The sequence below is a fragment of the Xanthomonas sp. LMG 8993 genome, from assembly GCF_009835065.2.
GTDB lineage: Bacteria > Pseudomonadota > Gammaproteobacteria > Xanthomonadales > Xanthomonadaceae > Xanthomonas > Xanthomonas arboricola.
Genome location: NZ_QVIF02000004.1, coordinates 142,968 through 159,286 on the forward strand (window position 1 = coordinate 142,968; position 16,319 = coordinate 159,286).

General features: G+C 68.0%; 16 protein-coding genes. 5 read left to right on the forward strand and 11 right to left on the reverse strand.

Features of this window, described 5'->3' with window-relative positions:
* Nucleotides 1-276: 276 nt before the first annotated feature.
* Nucleotides 277-2,181 (forward strand): tRNA uridine-5-carboxymethylaminomethyl(34) synthesis enzyme MnmG, encoded by a 1,905-nt coding sequence (gene mnmG, locus DYQ94_RS09650; protein ID WP_184428943.1) that lies wholly within the window; start codon nucleotides 277-279, stop codon nucleotides 2,179-2,181.
* A gap of 219 nt (nucleotides 2,182-2,400) precedes the next feature.
* A complete protein-coding gene (locus DYQ94_RS09655; protein ID WP_425519411.1) occupies nucleotides 2,401-3,111 on the forward strand; it encodes a DUF2490 domain-containing protein in 711 nt (236 codons plus the stop codon).
* A gap of 131 nt (nucleotides 3,112-3,242) precedes the next feature.
* Here the strand turns inward: DYQ94_RS09655 and DYQ94_RS09660 are convergent, their stop codons facing one another.
* The gene (locus tag DYQ94_RS09660) at nucleotides 3,243-4,211 is read right to left on the reverse strand and encodes an alpha/beta hydrolase (protein WP_054591142.1); all 969 of its coding nucleotides are present in this window, start codon (nucleotides 4,209-4,211) and stop codon (nucleotides 3,243-3,245) included.
* Between DYQ94_RS09660 and DYQ94_RS09665 the strand changes: the two genes are divergently transcribed.
* On the forward strand, nucleotides 4,155-4,505 hold the full coding sequence (locus DYQ94_RS09665) for a hypothetical protein (RefSeq protein WP_164738858.1): 351 nt from the start codon (nucleotides 4,155-4,157) through the stop codon (nucleotides 4,503-4,505). The genes DYQ94_RS09660 and DYQ94_RS09665 overlap by 57 nt on opposite strands.
* A gap of 30 nt (nucleotides 4,506-4,535) precedes the next feature.
* Here the strand turns inward: DYQ94_RS09665 and DYQ94_RS09670 are convergent, their stop codons facing one another.
* Nucleotides 4,536-5,396, reverse strand: a complete 861-nt coding sequence (locus DYQ94_RS09670; protein ID WP_039528778.1) for a PA4780 family RIO1-like protein kinase — start codon at nucleotides 5,394-5,396, stop codon at nucleotides 4,536-4,538.
* A 147-nt stretch (nucleotides 5,397-5,543) separates the two neighbouring features.
* Between DYQ94_RS09670 and DYQ94_RS09675 the strand changes: the two genes are divergently transcribed.
* Nucleotides 5,544-6,401, forward strand: coding sequence for an IclR family transcriptional regulator domain-containing protein (locus DYQ94_RS09675; RefSeq protein ID WP_024938784.1), 858 nt, complete (start codon nucleotides 5,544-5,546; stop codon nucleotides 6,399-6,401).
* A 16-nt stretch (nucleotides 6,402-6,417) separates the two neighbouring features.
* Here the strand turns inward: DYQ94_RS09675 and DYQ94_RS09680 are convergent, their stop codons facing one another.
* From DYQ94_RS09680 to DYQ94_RS09720, 9 genes are all read right to left on the reverse strand, one after another.
* Complete coding sequence (locus DYQ94_RS09680; protein WP_160955116.1) at nucleotides 6,418-7,344, reverse strand: alpha/beta hydrolase; 927 nt, start codon at nucleotides 7,342-7,344, stop codon at nucleotides 6,418-6,420.
* Nucleotides 7,345-7,611: 267 nt separating this feature from the next.
* Nucleotides 7,612-8,016, reverse strand: coding sequence for a 4-carboxymuconolactone decarboxylase (pcaC, locus tag DYQ94_RS09685; protein ID WP_126965389.1), 405 nt, complete (start codon nucleotides 8,014-8,016; stop codon nucleotides 7,612-7,614).
* Between the two features lie 252 nt (nucleotides 8,017-8,268).
* Complete coding sequence (pcaD, locus tag DYQ94_RS09690; RefSeq protein WP_126965390.1) at nucleotides 8,269-9,057, reverse strand: 3-oxoadipate enol-lactonase; 789 nt, start codon at nucleotides 9,055-9,057, stop codon at nucleotides 8,269-8,271.
* Nucleotides 9,058-9,067: 10 nt separating this feature from the next.
* Complete coding sequence (locus DYQ94_RS09695) at nucleotides 9,068-10,420, reverse strand: 3-carboxy-cis,cis-muconate cycloisomerase (protein WP_126965391.1); 1,353 nt, start codon at nucleotides 10,418-10,420, stop codon at nucleotides 9,068-9,070.
* Nucleotides 10,421-10,738: 318 nt separating this feature from the next.
* On the reverse strand, nucleotides 10,739-11,302 hold the full coding sequence (gene pcaG, locus DYQ94_RS09700; RefSeq protein WP_065033054.1) for a protocatechuate 3,4-dioxygenase subunit alpha: 564 nt from the start codon (nucleotides 11,300-11,302) through the stop codon (nucleotides 10,739-10,741).
* A 4-nt stretch (nucleotides 11,303-11,306) separates the two neighbouring features.
* Nucleotides 11,307-12,035, reverse strand: a complete 729-nt coding sequence (gene pcaH / locus DYQ94_RS09705) for a protocatechuate 3,4-dioxygenase subunit beta (protein ID WP_126965392.1) — start codon at nucleotides 12,033-12,035, stop codon at nucleotides 11,307-11,309.
* A gap of 80 nt (nucleotides 12,036-12,115) precedes the next feature.
* Nucleotides 12,116-13,324, reverse strand: coding sequence for a 3-oxoadipyl-CoA thiolase (pcaF, locus tag DYQ94_RS09710; RefSeq protein ID WP_053051075.1), 1,209 nt, complete (start codon nucleotides 13,322-13,324; stop codon nucleotides 12,116-12,118).
* Nucleotides 13,321-14,109: a CoA-transferase subunit beta gene (locus DYQ94_RS09715; RefSeq protein WP_126965393.1), complete on the reverse strand. Its 789-nt coding sequence runs from the start codon at nucleotides 14,107-14,109 to the stop codon at nucleotides 13,321-13,323. Before DYQ94_RS09715 ends, pcaF begins: the two co-directional genes overlap by 4 nt.
* Nucleotides 14,106-14,969 carry a CoA transferase subunit A gene (locus DYQ94_RS09720; RefSeq protein ID WP_024938793.1) on the reverse strand — a complete coding sequence of 288 codons (864 nt, stop codon included), beginning with the start codon at nucleotides 14,967-14,969 and terminating at the stop codon, nucleotides 14,106-14,108. The genes DYQ94_RS09715 and DYQ94_RS09720 overlap by 4 nt, the downstream gene beginning before the upstream one ends.
* A 257-nt stretch (nucleotides 14,970-15,226) precedes the next feature.
* Here DYQ94_RS09720 and DYQ94_RS09725 point away from each other — a divergent pair, with 257 nt between their 5' ends.
* Nucleotides 15,227-16,303 carry an aromatic ring-hydroxylating dioxygenase subunit alpha gene (locus tag DYQ94_RS09725; protein ID WP_016904721.1) on the forward strand — a complete coding sequence of 359 codons (1,077 nt, stop codon included), beginning with the start codon at nucleotides 15,227-15,229 and terminating at the stop codon, nucleotides 16,301-16,303.
* Nucleotides 16,304-16,319 lie beyond the last annotated feature (16 nt).

The window sequence follows — 16,319 nt, forward strand, 5'->3', positions numbered from 1 at the left end:
AGCGCGGAAAAAAATAAGGGTCGGCAGTCCCCCGACTACCGACCCTTACGCTACCCCATCGCACGCGTGGCTGGCCCCTGTTCCAATTCCAGCCTTGCGCCCATGTCGCAATGCCACGACGGGTGCACTAGGGATATCCGCACGGAACATGCCAACTTGAGAGCCAGTGTTCGATAATGTGATCTACATCACATTTTTATCCGTCGAGTGACCTTACTCGCCCTTCAGCCGATACTTTCGCGGCCGCCAACCTCCTTCTGCTCCTGGTCCACGCCCATGTCCGACTCCTTCTATCGCTACGACGTCATCGTGATCGGCGGCGGCCATGCCGGCACCGAGGCGGCGCTGGCCTCCGCGCGCGCCGGTGCGCGCACCTTGCTGCTGACCCACAACATCGAGACGGTGGGCGCGATGAGCTGCAACCCGGCCATCGGCGGGATCGGCAAGGGCCATCTGGTCAAGGAGATCGACGCGCTGGGCGGGGCGATGGCACGCGCGGCGGATCAGGCCGGCATCCAGTGGCGCACGCTCAATGCCTCCAAGGGGCCGGCGGTGCGCGCCACCCGCTGCCAGGCCGACCGCAACCTCTACCGCAACGCCATCCGCCGTATCGTCGAGGCGCAGCCAAACCTGACCGTGTTCCAGGCGGCGGTGGACGATCTGATCATCCACAACGGCGCCGCCGAAGCCGACAGCGTGCGCGGCGTGATCACCCAGACCGGGCTGCGCTTCGAAGCGCCCTCGGTGGTGCTGACCGCCGGCACCTTCCTGGCCGGCAAGATCCACGTCGGCGAGACCCAGTACGCGGCCGGACGCATGGGCGACCCGCCGGCCACCACGCTGGCCGCGCGTCTGCGCGAACGGCCGTTCGCGATCGACCGGCTCAAGACCGGCACCCCGCCGCGCATCGACGGGCGTACGCTCGACTACAGCGTCATGCAGGAACAGCCGGGCGACGACCCGCTGCCGGTGATGTCGTTCATGGGCCAACTCGGCGATCACCCGCGCCAGGTCAGCTGCTGGATAACCCAGACCACCGAGCAGACCCACGACATCATCCGCAGTGCGCTGCATCGCTCGCCGCTGTATTCCGGGCAGATCGAGGGCATCGGCCCGCGTTACTGCCCGTCGATCGAAGACAAGGTGGTGCGCTTTGCCGAGAAGAGCAGCCACCAGATCTTCGTCGAGCCCGAAGGCCTGGAAGTGGCCGAGATCTATCCCAACGGCATCTCCACCTCGTTGCCGTTCGACGTGCAGCTGGCATTGGTGCGCTCGATCCACGGGTTTGCACAGGCGCATATCACCCGCCCCGGCTATGCGATCGAATACGACTTCTTCGACCCGCGCGGGCTCAAGGCCTCGCTGGAAACGAAGGCGGTGGGCGGGCTGTTCTTCGCCGGGCAGATCAATGGCACCACCGGGTACGAGGAGGCCGCCGCACAGGGCCTGCTGGCCGGGCTCAATGCCGCGCGCCGCGTGCAGGGCTTGCCGGCGTGGTCGCCGCGCCGCGACGAGGCCTACCTGGGCGTGCTGGTGGACGATCTGATCACCCACGGCACCACCGAGCCGTATCGCATGTTCACCAGCCGCGCCGAATACCGCCTGCAGCTGCGCGAGGACAACGCCGATGCGCGCCTGACCGGCGTCGGCCGCGCGATGGGCCTGGTCGACGATGCGCGCTGGGCGCGCTTCTCCGCCAAGCAGGAGGCGGTGCAGCGCGAAAGCGCGCGCCTGTCGGTGCTGTGGGCGACCCCGGCTAATGCACTGGGCCGCGAAGTGGCCCAGACCCTGGGCGTGGCGGTGAGCCGCGAAACCAACGTGCTGGACCTGATCAAGCGCCCCGAACTCAATTACGCCGCGCTGATGCGCGTGCCGACGCTGGGGCCGGGCGTGGACGATGCGCAGGTGGCCGAGCAGGTGGAGATCAGCGTCAAATACGCCGGTTACCTGGACCGCCAGCGCGACGACATCGCACGCCAGCAGCGCCACGAAACCACGCCGATTCCGGATGGATTCGATTATGCCGGCGTGCGCGGGCTGTCGATCGAGGTGCAGCAGAAACTCGAGCGCGTGCGCCCGCAAAGCATCGGCCAGGCGCAACGCATTGCCGGCATGACGCCGGCGGCGATCTCGTTGCTGCTGGTGCATCTGGAGCGGGCGCGCCGCAGCCAGGTGGCGTAAGCGCTCGCCGGTGCGTGGGCAGCTGCATGGCGGCTGCCTGTTCGGACGCATGCGTTTACACGCGGCACACGCGTGAATGTTTGTCAGCGGATGTCATGGCGCGACGGCATGTCGCCGCAAGCGAAGCAACACGCCGGTATCGCAGCGGCGGTGCCTAAAAGCGCGATGGAGGTCGCGAACGAGTTGGTATGCTCCGGCACCACCGACGACTTCCTGACGATGAACAGACTGCGCGCGCTGCTGACGGCCAGCTACCGGATCGCCTGCCCCGCCCTGCTGCTGATGCTGGGCGGCACCTCGCAAGCGGCCGCGCAGACCGAGGAAGACGGGCGTTACTGGCTGAGCGTGTATGCCCAGGGCAAGCTGCCGGTCGAAAACCTGTACTGGAGCATGGATGTGCACCCACGCTGGCGCGAAGAGGGCGAACAGTTCGACCAGTTGATCCTGCGCCCTGCGGTGTTTTACCGGTTCACTCCCAAGGCCAGTGTCTGGATGGGCTATGACACCATCATCAGCCACCCGGCCGGGCAGTCCTCCAACCGCAAAAATCGCTGGTGGGGGCAGTTTCAATATCAGTTCGATCCGATTGCCAATATCACCATCACCAGTCGCACCCGCCTGGAGCAGCGGCACCGCGAAGGTTTCAGCGACGAGGGGTATCGGGTGCGCCAGATGATCAGGGCGGTCCGGCCCAGCGCATTGTCTGCGCAATTGTCGTGGGTGGCCTTCAACGAACTGTTCGTCAATCTCGACCACACCGAGTGGGGTGCCCGACGCGGTCTGGACCAGAACCGCGTCTTCGTCGGCATCAACTGGAAGTTCAACGACATTGCCAATGTCGACGTCGGTTATCTGAATCAGTTCGTCAACACCAGCACCGTGGACCGCGAAAACCACGTGCTGATGACCACGTTCCGCTTCAACTTTTGAGCCTGCTGGCGGCCCGCAAGACTTGCGTACCTGCAAGCCTGCATCGTCGTCTTTCCCTCGCGCGGTGATCCACATGCGGGCATGGCTGCAGCGCTGCGGCAGCGCGCGCATGGCACGCCTGCCGCACGCCCTTATGCCGCCCTGCGCTCGACGGCGGGCAGCAAGCGCTGGCGCAGCAGCAGCGCTGCCATCTCCAGCGTTTCGCCGGCGGCGCGCAGGACGCCGCCCATATTGATGAAGCCGTGGATCATGCCGGGAAAGCTGTGCAGGGTGACTTCCACACCGGCGGCGCGCAGGCGTTCGGCATAGCTGCGGCCTTCGTCGTAGAGCATGTCGCGCTCGCCCACGATGACCAGTGCGGGCGCAACGCCGGCCACCTCCGGCACCAGCATCGGCGAGACGCGCCAGTCCTGTGCAATGGCCGGGTCGGGCAACAGATGGCGATTGAAGAAGCGCACCGCCTCGGCGGTCAGCGGCGGCAGGCCGGCGTTATGTGATCGCGACGGGTATTGGCCGTTGTCCTCGCGCGCATCGGTGAGCGGATACACCAGCACCTGGCAGCGCAATGCGATCCCGGCATCGCGCGCGGCCAGCGCCGCGACTGCGGCCATGGCCCCGCCGATGCTGTCGCCGGCCACGGCCAGGCGCTGCACGTCGGCACCGACCGCATCGGGCTGGGCAACCAGCCAATGCAGGGTCGCAATCACGTCCTCCACGCCGGCCGGCGCGGGATGTTCCGGCGCCAGGCGATAGTCGACCGCCAGCAGTTGGCAGCCGGCGCGCGCCGCCAGTTGACGGCAGACGTCGTCGTGGGAGTCGAGGTCGCCCACCACACCGCCGCCGCCGTGCACGAACAGGCAGGTCGGGGCCGGACCGGCAGCCAGCCCGGACGGGCGATACAGACGCAGGCGCACCGGGCCGGCAGCGGTGCCGGCCTGCAGGTCGCGCACCTCGGCCATCTCCACACGCGAAAAGCCCAGCTGCGTGCCGAGTGCACGCATCATTGCGCGCGCGCCCTCGATCGGCAGGGTTTCCATCGGTGGTTGAGCGGCGTGTTGAAGCTGGGCGAACAGGCGCACGACATCGGGATCAAACGACATGGCGGACTCTCCAGGAGACGATGGCTGAGCCTGCCAGATACTTATGATCAATCACCATTCAACGCCATCAATTATTTCAATGGCGGTGCCGGAGATGCGCGGCAGTACCGCAAAAACCCCGTGCTGCCGATGCATGCGCCTGCCATGGCGATGCCTGGCGAACAGTCGCATCATCAGCATCTGTTGGTTTTTTGCTGCACTGCATCGTGGCTGCGCGCCTGCATCGGCACGCACCTGCATGACAGTCGTGAGCGATGCATGCCGGCATGCGCGCCAACTGTGTCGCTGCTGTGACGCCGCATCGCGCGCGAACGCAACAGCGGCCTAGTCGTCGTCCTCGGCAGCGGCCTCGCGGCCCTGCTGACGGATGAGGTTTTCCTGGCGTGCGTCCTCGATCGAGGCGCGGATGGCACGCACGTCGGCGCGGCGGGTGTCGAACTTGAAGCGGCCGGTCAGCACGCTGTCCGGGCGCAGCTCGCCCTTTTCGAACAGCGCCCACATCTCTTCGCCGTAATGGGTGTCCAGCAACTCCGGGGCGAAGCGGCCGAGGCAGTCGCGCAGGTTGTGCACATCGCGCAGCAGCATGTCGCGTGCGGCGTTGTTGCCGGCAGCACTGACCACCTGCGGAAAATCGATCAGCACCGGGCCCTCGGGCGAGACCAGCACGTTGTATTCGGACAGGTCGCCGTGCACCAGGCCCAGCGACAGCATCTTGACCACATCGCCGATCAGGCTGGTGTGGAAGCTGCGCGCCTGCTCCGGCTCCAGGTCCACCTCGCCCAGCCGCGGTGCGCTGTGGCCGGCCTCGTCGGTGACCAGGTCCATCAGCAGCACGCCGTGGAAATAGCCGCGCGGCTTAGGCACGTGCACGCTGGCGTCCATCAGTTGATAGAGCACCTCGGCTTCGGTGTTCTTCCACGCGGTCTCGGCTTCGCGCCGGCCGAACTTGGTGGCCTTGCCCATCGCGCGCGCCTGGCGGCTGCCACGCACCTTGCGGCCCTCCTGATATTGCACGCGCGCCTGGAAACTGCGTTGCGCCATGTCCTTGTAGACCTTGGCGCACAGGATGTCGGCGCCCGTACTGACCACATAGACGGATGCTTCCTTGCCGCTCTTCAGTGGTCGCAACACTTCGTCGATGATGCCGTCGTCGATCAGCGGTTGCAGGCCCTTGGGGGTTTTCATGGACTAAGGAGACCGATCCGAAACAAACCAGCAACGATTATGCGGCAACCAGGGTGAAGCGCTTACATGTCCAGGCGCAAGCTGCGACCGGGGGCATGTATCGGCGTGAGCGCTTACCATGCACGGACCCGTCCAAGCTGCGATCCGATGCCCGAGCCCGCCTCCAGCCGCCGCAAACCCACCACCACCGTGGCCACCGCCGGGAGCGAACGCGGCCTGCCGCATGAGTTGATGCAGCAGATCGCCGCCGCCCAGGGCGACCCGGACTTCATGACCTCGCTGGGCCGCGGGCTGGTGGTGCTGAGCGTGTTCGCCCAGCACGCGCGCGAGGTGACGATGTCGCAGATCAGCCTGGAAACCGGCATCTCGCGTGCGGCGGTGCGGCGGGTGCTGCATACCCTGGCCAGGCTGGGCTATGTCGGCGAGCAGGGCCGCGGCTACGTGCTGCTGCCGCGCGTGCTGGGGATCGGCGGTGCGTATGCGGCGTCTTCGTCGATGACCGCGGCGGCGCAGCCGGTGCTGGACGGGCTGCGCGACCAGTTGCACGAATCCTGCTCGCTGGGCGTGCTGGACGGCGACGACCTGCTGTACGTGGCGCGTGCCGAGACGGTGCGCATCATGTCGATCGGGCTGCGCCCAGGCACACGCCTGCCGGCCTACTGCACCTCGATGGGCCGCGTCCTGTTGGCCGCCCTGCCCGGCGACACCTTGCAGGCGTACCTGGAGCGCACCACGCTGCGCCCGCGCACCGACCGCACCGTGACCCAGGCGTCTGCACTGCTGGAAGTGTTGGCACGCACGCGCCGCGAAGGCATGTGCCTGACCGACCAGGAACTGGAAATCGGCCTGCGCTCGATCGCGGTGCCGGTGCGCAACCTGCGCGGCGAGGTGATCGCCGCGCTCAACATCGGCGCCCAGGCCGGGCGCGTGAGCCTGCAGACGATGCAGACGCTGCTGGAGCCGTTGAAGCAGGCGGCGCAGCGGCTGGGTGCATTGTTGAGTTAGTGAGTGGCGGGCGCGCTCAGCGCGGCCGGCGCAGGAAGCTCACCACCGCATCCACCCAGGCGGAATGGGTGTCCTCGACATGCGCCACGTGATCGGCGTGCGGCAGCGTGACCCAGCTGCGGTCTTCGCTGCGCAGGCGTGCGTACAGGTGCGCGTTGTCCGCCTGGGTCGCGATGGGATCGTCGACGCCACGCAGCAGCAAGACCGGCAGCGTGGTCACCTGCTCCGGCTGGAAGGCGAACTGCTCCATCGCGCGCCAGTCGGTGCGCACCGGGTCGGCCGATACCGCCTGCGCCACATAGGCCGCACGCACGCTAGGCGGTGCGGCGTTAGCGGTGATGAAATCCTCGCCGGCCGCCGCGGCCGTGGTGCGCGCACGCAATGGCTGCGCCGGCGCCGGGGTGGTGTCGGGCGCTGTGTCGACATCGTCGGGGAAGCCGTACAGCACCAGCGCCGACACCGCCTGCGGATGTTGCTGGGCGATCAGCAACGCCACCCGCGCGCCATTGGAATAACCGAGCAGCGCCGGCGGCGGCAGCTGCGGGTGCTGGTGGGCAACCCAGCTCAGCACCGCATCGACATCGGCCACGGCGCGCGCGGGCGTGTTCCAGCCGCTGCGATCGCGCGCACTGCCGCCATAGCCGCGCAGATCGACCGCGTAGGCGGCATAGCCGGCCTGCGCCAATGCCGCCAGCACCGAGCGCGCATCGCGCGGCTCGTCGGCAACCTGCAGATCGAAATTGGGCAACGCACTCCAGGTGCGCCCATGCACCAGCAGGATCGTGCCGCGCGGCTGCGCGGGGACGCGCGACCACACCGCCAGCGTCTGGCCATCGTCGGTGCGCACCTGCGCCAGCTCGGTCCCGGGCCCGGGATGCGGTTGTGCCTGCAGCCCGGATGCGGTGAGCAGCAGCAAAAGCAAACAAACGGTACGCAGCAGCATCGGCAACCTCATGGGAAATGTCCTGTGCGAACGGAAGCGGTGGTCCGTTGCGGCACGTCCATCATCCCGTCGTCGATGGGCGATGTCATCAGCGGCGATGTGTATACGGGATGGCCAGGGTGCAACGCAGTGCGCGCGCTGGATCGCCACCCTGCCCGGCGTGCCCTGAGTGCAGGCCAGGGGGCACAGCCAACCGAACCGGTGGCATTTGCGCCGCATGCCGCGCAAATGCAGCGTGCCTGCTGCACTCACGCGTCGCCGTGGCCGTCAGCCTTCGGGCGCCGGCTGTTCTTCGCCGGCCTGCTCCTCGAGGATGGGCTTGGCCAGCGCGAAGGCATGGTTGGCGGCAGGCACGCCGCAATAGACCGCGGCCTGCAGCAGGACTTCCTTGATCTGCTCGGGCGTGACGCCGTTGTTACGCGCAGCGCGCACGTGCAGCTTGAACTCCTCGTCGTGGCCCAGCGCCACCATCATCGCCAGGGTCAGCAGCGAGCGGGTGTGCGCGGGCAGGCCATCGCGGGTCCAGATGGTGCCCCAGGCGTAGCGGGTGATCAGCGTCTGGAACTCGTCGGTGAACTCGGTGCGTGCGGCCAGCGAACGCTCGACATGCGCATCGCCCAGGACGCGTCGGCGCTCGCGCAAGCCCGCCTGGTAACGCTCGTCTTCGTGCATCGGAATCTCTCCTGCGTGGGAATGGGGAATGGGGGAATCGGAGTGCTGGCGGCTGCTGCAGGTCAGCTGTGGCCGTAGGGCAAGCGCTGACGTATCAGGTGCATTGGTTGCGATTGACGTCGCTGGCGACAGGCAGCCGGCTGTGGTCAGCTGGGCGCAGATGCAACGCATGAGTGGGGATGCCGGGCGTCTTGCGTGCCGGATCGGGGTGACGGCTGCACGCGTCCGGCAGCTGCCTGGCCGGGCGGAGGGTCACACGTGGTCGGCCTGCAGAAAGCCCAGCACGCTGTGGTTGAACGCGGCCGGCGACTCCAGGTTGCAGATATGCCGGCCGGACACCTGTGCGTAGTGGCCGTGCGGGGCGGCGTACGCGATCTCGCGCAGATCGGCCGGTGGACAGACCGGGTCGTCGTCGCCGGCCAGTGCGAGCAGCGGCAGTTCTAGCGTATCCAGCGCGCCGCGGAAATCGGCGTCGGCCACCGCCTGGCAGCAGGCGATATAGCCCTGCGGCGATGTCGACACGAACGCGGCCACGATCATGTCCAGGCGCTGCGCATGGCTGATGGCAAACGGTGGCGTGAACCAGCGCTGCAAGGTGGCATCGACCAGCCCCGGCAGGCCTTCGCTGCGCACCTGCTCGATGCGCGCGTTCCAGCTCTCGCTGCTGCCGATCTTCTGCGCGGTGGCGCACACCACCAGCCGGCGTAGACGCTGCGGCGCATGCAGGCCCAGCCATTGCCCGGTGAGTCCGCCGATCGACAGGCCGCAGAAGTCGCTCTGCGCGATCTGCAACGCGTCCCACAGCGCCAGCACGTCCTGGCCCAGGTCGGCAACCCGATACGGGCCGGGCGGCGTGTCCGAATCGCCATGGCCGCGGCGGTCGTATCGCAGGATGCGGTAATGCGGCGCAAACGCGGCGATCTGCACGTCCCACATGTGCAGGTCGGTGCCCAGCGAGTTGCAGAAGGTCAGCCAGGGGCGACCTTCGGTGCCGTCGAGGCGGTAGTGCAGGCGATGCGTGGGCAACTGGAGATAAGCCATCGGAGCACCGTCAGCGGGATGAAGAAGCGGCCAGCACGCGATCGATCCAGACCGAGGACATGCCGCGCCAGCTGTCCACATCGAACACCCCCTGCAGTTGCGCCTGCGTGAGTACCGCGCTCACCTGCGCGTCGTCGCCAAGCACCTCGCGCAGATGGCGCTGCTGCGCCTGGGCGCGTGCCACCGCCTGTTCGACCAGCGCATGCGCCTGCGGCTTGCCGAGCCGTGGTGCCAGCGCGAACACCGCCGCCTCGGCGTACAACGCGCCACCATGGCTGTGCAGGTGCGCGCGCATGGCTTCGCGGTCCAGTTGCAGGTCGGTCAGGCAGCCTTGCATCTGCGCCAGGCTGCCGGCGGTCAGGCACACGATCTGCGGCAAGGTCTCCCATTCGGCATGCCATTGGCCGGCGGCGCGCTCATGCGGCTGCGCCATCGCGCTGAACAAGGTCGCCACCAGGCCGGGCACGCGGGTGGCAGCAGCAACCGCGGCGACGCTGGAGACCGGATTGCGCTTGTGCGGCATCGCCGAGGAGCCGCCCTTGCCGGCTGCGGCCGGCTCGAACACTTCGCCGACTTCCGACTGCATCAGCAACACCACGTCGCCGCCGATCTTGCCCAGCGTGCCGGCCAGCAGGCCGAACGCACAGCCGACCTCGACGAGGCGATCGCGTGCGGTATGCCACGGCATCGCGGGCAACGGCAGCGCCAGCGTGGTTGCCAGCGCCTGGGCGACATCCAGACCGCGCTCCTGCAACGACGCCAACGTGCCGGCCGCGCCCCCGAACTGCAGCACCAGGCCATCGTGCTGCAGGGCCTGCAGGCGCTGGTGCGCGCGCTGCAGCGCATCCAGCCAGGCGGCGACCTTGAGCCCGAACGTGACCGGCACCGCCTGCTGCAACAAGGTACGTCCGGGCAGGCCGGTGTTGCGTTCGCGCGCGGCCAGCGCAGCCAGCTCGGCGCACAGGCCCTGCAGGCGCGGCAGCAGCAGGTCGAGCGCGGCGCGCAGCTGCAGTACCGTGCCGGTGTCGATGACGTCCTGGCTGGTGGCGCCCCAGTGCACCCAGCGCGCGGCCTGTACATCGTGGGCGGCCACACGCGCGGTCAGCGCCTTGACCAATGGAATGGCGGGGTTGCCGGCAAGTGCGGTGGCCTGGGCCAGCGCGGCCAGATCGTAATGCTGCACGTCGCATGCGGCCGCAATGACCTGCGCGGCCTCGGCGGGAATCACGCCGCATTGCGCCTGCGCGCGGGCAAGCGCGGATTCGAAGTGCAGCATTGCCTGCACCCGCGCCGCGTCGTCGAACAGCGCGTCGCAGGCCGGCTCGCCAAACAGGGATCCCAACAGGGAAGACGTCGCAGTCATGCATGGCCTCTGGTGGCGTGCCGGCAGCATGGCACCGATGCGCAAGAGTGCCAACTGGCGTGCGCGGTGCCGGGTGGTGTGCACGCGTGGTGATCGGTGCGGGTCATGCGTGCTGCACGTTTGGACAAGGCGTGTCGCGGCGGGATCACGGCATTGCGCGCGGTTACCACGCGATCACGATGGATCACCGAGGGCAGCGCGCGCTGGCACCTGCCTGCCCGGCGCGCGGCGACAGCTGCACCGCACCTGCACGCAGGTGCAGACGTGCTGCTCGCACGGAGACAACCATGCATGGCACCCCGCGCACCGACCGCGCGATCAATAGTTGAAGAACACCGTTTCCGCATCGCCCTGCATATGGATGTCCCACAGGTAATCGCTGCCACCGCGCGAATGCGCCAGCAGCGTGCTACGGCGCTCGGCCGGCACCAGGGCCAGGATGGGGTCGCTGCCCAGCTGCGGATCGTCGGCGAAGTACAGCCGCGTCGACACGCCGCGCAACAGCCCGCGCATGAAGACCAGCACGGTCAGATGCGCTGCCTGCTGCTTGCCGTCCGGCCCGGCGACCTGGCCCGGCTTGACGGTGCTGAAGGAAAACCGCCCCTGCGCGTCGGTCGGCACGCGGCCCCAGCCATCGAAGCCGGGATCGTGCGCCTGGCAGCGCGTATCGGCGGCATGCGCATAGATGCCGGCCGCATCGGCCTGCCACAGCTCCAGCACTGCGTCGGCCACCGGGACGCCGGCGCCATCGAACACGCAACCACTGACCTGCACGTGTGTACCCACGGCCTGCGCAGGCGCGAGTTGCGCGCGATACAGCGGCTCCAGCCCGAGCCGGTAATACGGGCCAACGGTTTGCGACGGGGTGGTGTGCAGGCTCATCGATTCACTCCCAGACCGTTTGCTTGCGACCGCGCAACACGATGTCGAAGCGGTAGGCCAGCGCGTATTCGCTCACCGCGTTTTCCCAGTCGAAGCTGGACACCATGCGTTCGCGCACCTGCGCATCGTCCACGCAGTTGTAGATCGGGTCGTGCGCCAGCAACGGGTCGCCGGGGAAGTACATCTGGGTGATCAGCCGCTGCCCGATGCCATCGCCATGCAGCGAAAAATGGATATGCGCCGGCCGCCAGGCGTTGTAGTGATTGCGCCACGGATACGCGCCCGGCTTGATGGTCTTGAACGCGTAGCGGCCATGGTCGTCGGTGAGCACCTGGCCGGTGCCGCGGAAGTTGGGATCCAGCGGTGCGTCGTGCCGGTCGCCGGCATGTTGATAGCGGCCGGCGGCATTGCATTGCCACACTTCGACCACGCTATTGCGCACCGGCTTGCCGTTTTCGTCGAGCACGCGGCCGGACACGATGATGCGCTCGCCCAATGGCTCGCCCGCAAAGCCGGCGGTGAGGTCGGCGGCATGCGCGCCCAGGGTGAGCCGATTCAATTGCGGGCCGGTGACTTCCGACAGCGTGGCCGGGATATCGATGGGCGCACGCGTGGGGCCGCGCAATGCGGTGGATGCGTAGGGCAGATGCAGGTAGGCCGGCTGTGTGCCGATTCGCGGCCGGCGATAGCCGAGCAGCGGATCGATCGACGTGTCAGAGCTGGGGTCGCGCATGCGGGATCTCCATCGGTTGCGCTACGGCAGGATCAAAACGTGGGTGTGCGGTCACGGCGGTGACGGTTGCAATCGGCGCACTACACGCGCTCGATCGCCAGCGCCACGCCCTGCCCGACCCCGATGCACATGCTGGCAAGCCCAAGCCGCCCATTGCCCGCCTCCAGTTGCCGCAACAAGGTCAACGCCAGCCGCGCGCCACTCATGCCCAGCGGATGACCCAGCGCGATGGCGCCGCCATTGGCGTTGACGTGCGCGGCATCGTCGGCCAGGCCGAACGCGCGCGTGCAGGCCAGCACCTGCGCGGCGAAGGCTTCATTGAGTTCGATCGCGTCGAACTGCTCGATGCGCAGGCCCAGGCGCGCCAGCAGGCGCTGCGTGGCCGGTACCGGGCCGATGCCCATGTAGGCCGGCTCCACACCCGCCGATGCGAAGCCGAGCACGCGTGCCCGCGGGGTCAGTCCATGCGCGTGCACGGCCTGCGCAGACGCCAGCAACAGGGCGGCAGCGCCATCGTTGAGACCGGCCGCATTGCCGGCCGTCACCGTGCCGGGCTGGCGGAACACCGGCTTGAGCTTGGCCAGCATCTCGGCGGTGGTGTTCGGGCGCGGATGCTCGTCGCGATCGACCGCGCTTGCCTCGCCCCCTTTGCGTGCGGCCACCGGCACCGGAGTGATTTCTGCATCGAAGAAACCGGCCGCCTGTGCGGCGGCGGCGCGCTGCTGGCTGCGCAGCGCAAACGCGTCCTGGTCTTCGCGCGCGATGGCATGGCGCTGTGCCACGTTCTCCGCGGTCTCGCCCATCAGCTCCACCCCATAGGCGCCCTGCAGGCGCGGATTGATGAACCGCCAGCCCATCGTGGTGTCTTCCAGCTGTTGCGTGCGCGCGAACGCGCTCTCGGCCTTGCCCATGACCCACGGCGCGCGGGTCATCGATTCGACCCCGCCGGCGATCGCCAGTCCCAGCTCGCCGGCACGGATGCCGCGCGCCACCGTGCCGACCGCATCCAGCCCCGAGCCGCACAGGCGATTGAGCGTGCTGCCCGGCACCGAGCTGGGCAAGCCCGCCAGCAACAGACTCATGCGCGCGACATTGCGATTGTCCTCGCCGGCCTGATTTGCGCAGCCCAGGTACACGTCGTCGATCAGCGCCGGTTCCAGTTGCGGATTGCGTGCCATCAACGCGGCGATCGGTATCGCGCCCAGGTCGTCGGCGCGCACGCCGGCCAGGGCGCCGCCGTAGCGGCCGATCGGCGTGCGGATGCCATCGATCAGATAGACCTCGCTCATGCCTCGGCTCCGGCTGCCTGCTTGCCATGCGCGGCGTCGGTGCGTGCCTGCAGCGCGCGCAGCGCCTGCAGTTCCGCAACGCTGGGTGGGGTGGTCTGCGCCAGATCGGCGGCGAAGCGGATCGGCCAGCCGGTGGCCGCGCTCACCTGCTCGCGGGTGCTGCCGGGGTGCAGCGCGGTGACGGTGAGTTCGCGGGTCACGGGATCGGGCTCCATCACGCACAGGTCGGTGACCACCACGGTGGGGCCGGCGCCGGGCAGGCCGGCGCGCTGCCGCGCATCGCCACCGTCCAGATGCCCGACCGTGGTGATGAAGTCCAGCGCGGGCACGAAGCTGCGTCTGGATTGGCGAATGATGATGAACACCTGTTTGGCGCTGGCCGCGATCTCCGGCGCGCCGCCCGCGCCGGGCAGCCGTGTCTTCGGCGCGTCGTATGGGCCGATCACCGTGGTGTTGAGATTGGCATGGCGATCGATCTGCGCCGCGCCCAGGAAGCCCACGTCCACGCGCCCGCCCTGCAGCCAGTAGCGGAAGATTTCCGGGGTGGAGACCACGGTGTCGGCGGTTTCGGCCAGCTCGCCGTCGCCGATCGACAACGGCAACACGTCCGGGCGCGCGCCAATCGGGCCGGATTCGTAGATCAGGGTGACATCCGGCGCATGCGTCAGCCGCGCCAGGTTGGCGGCGGTGGACGGCAGGCCGATGCCGACGAAGCACACCGCGCCATCGGGCAGGCGCCGCGCCGCCGCCACGGTCATCATCTCGTTGGTGCTGTAGTCGCTCATGCGGCCACCTGCAGCAGCGATTGCGCGTACACGCGCTGGAACGCGGCAAAGTCCTCGGTGTCGAGAATGTGCGTCTGGATCCAGGCCTGGAAGCGTGCGCGGTCGCGCGCAATCGCATCCCAGGCCAGGTAGAAGCGGTTGTCGCGGGCGTAATAACCGTGCGCGTACGACGGTGCCGCACCGCCGGGCACATGGCAGACCGCATCGACCACCCAGCGCGGCAGGATGCAGGCGTTGGGCGGTGCATCCAGCGTGTCGACGATCTCTTCCACCGTGACGATCACCTTGCGCGCCGCCAGCGCGGCTTCCTTCTGCACACCCAGGATGCCCCACAGCAGCACGTTGCCGCGGCGGTCGGCCTGCTGCGCATGGATCACGGTGACATCGGGCTTGACCGCCGGCGTGGTGGCCAGCGTCTCGCCGGTGTACGGGCATTGCAGGAACTTGATGCTGTCGTTGACGCGCGGCAGGTCCGAGCCGACATAGCCGCGCAGCACCGCGAACGGCAGGCCCGAGGCACCGGCCACATACGCGTTGGCCATGTCGGCATGGCTGTGTTCGCGGATCTGCAGCGGCTGCGGCCACGCATGTTCGACCGCATCGCGCAGCCGGTGCAGCGAACCGACGCCGGGATTGCCGCCCCACGAGAACCGCAATGCCGATGCACAACCGGCGCCGATCAGCTGGTCGTAGATCAGGTCAGGGGTCATGCGCACCAGGTGCAGGTCGCGCTTGCGCTGGCGGATCACCTCGTGGCCGGCCGCATGCGGAATCAGATGGGTGAAGCCTTCCATCGCCACGCAGTCGCCATCGGCGATCAGCTGGGACACCGCTTCTGAAAGGGGGACGATCTGGGCCATTGCTTCGGTCCTGCACAGCGAGCGTGTGGTCACGTTAGGCGCAGCTGCACGGCCCGGTCAATGCGATTATCGGTGCATCAATTCGATAATCGCACAATTTCGGCGGGCGACCGACGCTCCAACATTGTCTCCGGTGTATACATAACTTCGCTTGCAAGCAGACGCCAGCGCCGGCATGCGCGTCAACTGGTCGCCAGCCGGCGCACCGCTGCCGATCCGCACCCCAGGTTGTATACAAAACCCCAGGAGCCACGGTCATGTCCCAGTCCAAGCAGCTGTTTCCCCTCAACGCGTGGTACGCCGTCGCCTGGGACCACGAGATCAAGCATGCGCTGACCCCGCGCAAGGTCTGCAACCTGGATGTGGTGGTCTATCGCACCACTGCCGGGGCCGTGATCGCGCTCGAAGATGCGTGTTGGCATCGCCTGGTGCCGCTGTCGATGGGCAAGCTGCGCGGCGACGATGTGGTGTGCGGTTACCACGGGCTGGTCTACAACAGCCAGGGCCGCTGCGTGCACATGCCCTCGCAGGAGACCATCAATCCCTCCGCGTGCGTGCGCAGTTTTCCGGTGGCCGAGAAGCATCGCTATGTGTGGATCTGGCCGGGCGACCCGGCGCAGGCCGACACCCGCCTGATTCCCGACCTGCACTGGGCGCACGATCCGGCCTGGGCCGGCGATGGCCGCACCATCTATGCCAAGTGCGACTACCGGCTGGTGCTGGACAATCTGATGGACCTGACTCACGAGACCTTCGTGCATGGCTCCAGCATCGGCCAGGACGAGATCGCCGAAGCGCCGTTCGAGGTGATGCATGGCGACCGCTCGGTGGTGGTGTCGCGCTGGATGCGCAATATCGACGCGCCGCCGTTCTGGGCCAGCCAGATCGCGCGCCATCTGGATTACCGCGGCAAGGTCGACCGCTGGCAGATCATCCGCTTCGAAGCGCCCGGCACCATCGCCATCGACGTCGGCGTGGCCATCGCCGGCACCGGTGCGCCGGAGGGCGACCGCAGCCAGGGTGTCAACGGCTACGTGCTCAATACCATCACGCCCGAAACCGACACCACCTGCCACTACTTCTGGGCGTTCATGCGCAACTACGCGCTGCACGACCAATCGCTGACCACGCTGACCCGTGCAGGCGTCACCGGCGTGTTCGGCGAGGACGAGGCGGTGCTGGAGGCGCAGCAACGCGCCATCGACGCGCATCCGGATCACACCTTCTACAACCTCAACGTCGATGCCGGCGGGATGTGGGCGCGCCGCGTGATCGATCGGCTGATCGCCCAGGAGCAGCGCGCGCAGGAACTGTCGCTGCGGATGGTGGGCTGAGCACCGCATCGGAGGT

Coding starts and splice junctions, on each gene's coding strand:
- DYQ94_RS09680 (WP_160955116.1), bottom strand. CDS start 7,344: ATGCTGCTGCGTACCGTTTGTTTGCTTTTGCTGCTGCTCACCGCATCC.
- DYQ94_RS09660 (WP_054591142.1), bottom strand. CDS start 4,211: ATGTCGTTTGATCCCGATGTCGTGCGCCTGTTCGCCCAGCTTCAACAC.
- DYQ94_RS09715 (WP_126965393.1), bottom strand. CDS start 14,109: ATGAGCGACTACAGCACCAACGAGATGATGACCGTGGCGGCGGCGCGG.
- pcaG (WP_065033054.1), bottom strand. CDS start 11,302: ATGAGCCTGCACACCACCCCGTCGCAAACCGTTGGCCCGTATTACCGG.
- DYQ94_RS09675 (WP_024938784.1), top strand. CDS start 5,544: ATGCCCGAGCCCGCCTCCAGCCGCCGCAAACCCACCACCACCGTGGCC.
- pcaC (WP_126965389.1), bottom strand. CDS start 8,016: ATGCACGAAGACGAGCGTTACCAGGCGGGCTTGCGCGAGCGCCGACGC.
- DYQ94_RS09670 (WP_039528778.1), bottom strand. CDS start 5,396: ATGAAAACCCCCAAGGGCCTGCAACCGCTGATCGACGACGGCATCATC.
- pcaH (WP_126965392.1), bottom strand. CDS start 12,035: ATGCGCGACCCCAGCTCTGACACGTCGATCGATCCGCTGCTCGGCTAT.
- DYQ94_RS09720 (WP_024938793.1), bottom strand. CDS start 14,969: ATGGCCCAGATCGTCCCCCTTTCAGAAGCGGTGTCCCAGCTGATCGCC.
- DYQ94_RS09725 (WP_016904721.1), top strand. CDS start 15,227: ATGTCCCAGTCCAAGCAGCTGTTTCCCCTCAACGCGTGGTACGCCGTC.
- mnmG (WP_184428943.1), top strand. CDS start 277: ATGTCCGACTCCTTCTATCGCTACGACGTCATCGTGATCGGCGGCGGC.
- pcaD (WP_126965390.1), bottom strand. CDS start 9,057: ATGGCTTATCTCCAGTTGCCCACGCATCGCCTGCACTACCGCCTCGAC.
- DYQ94_RS09655 (WP_425519411.1), top strand. CDS start 2,401: ATGAACAGACTGCGCGCGCTGCTGACGGCCAGCTACCGGATCGCCTGC.
- DYQ94_RS09695 (WP_126965391.1), bottom strand. CDS start 10,420: ATGACTGCGACGTCTTCCCTGTTGGGATCCCTGTTTGGCGAGCCGGCC.
- pcaF (WP_053051075.1), bottom strand. CDS start 13,324: ATGAGCGAGGTCTATCTGATCGATGGCATCCGCACGCCGATCGGCCGC.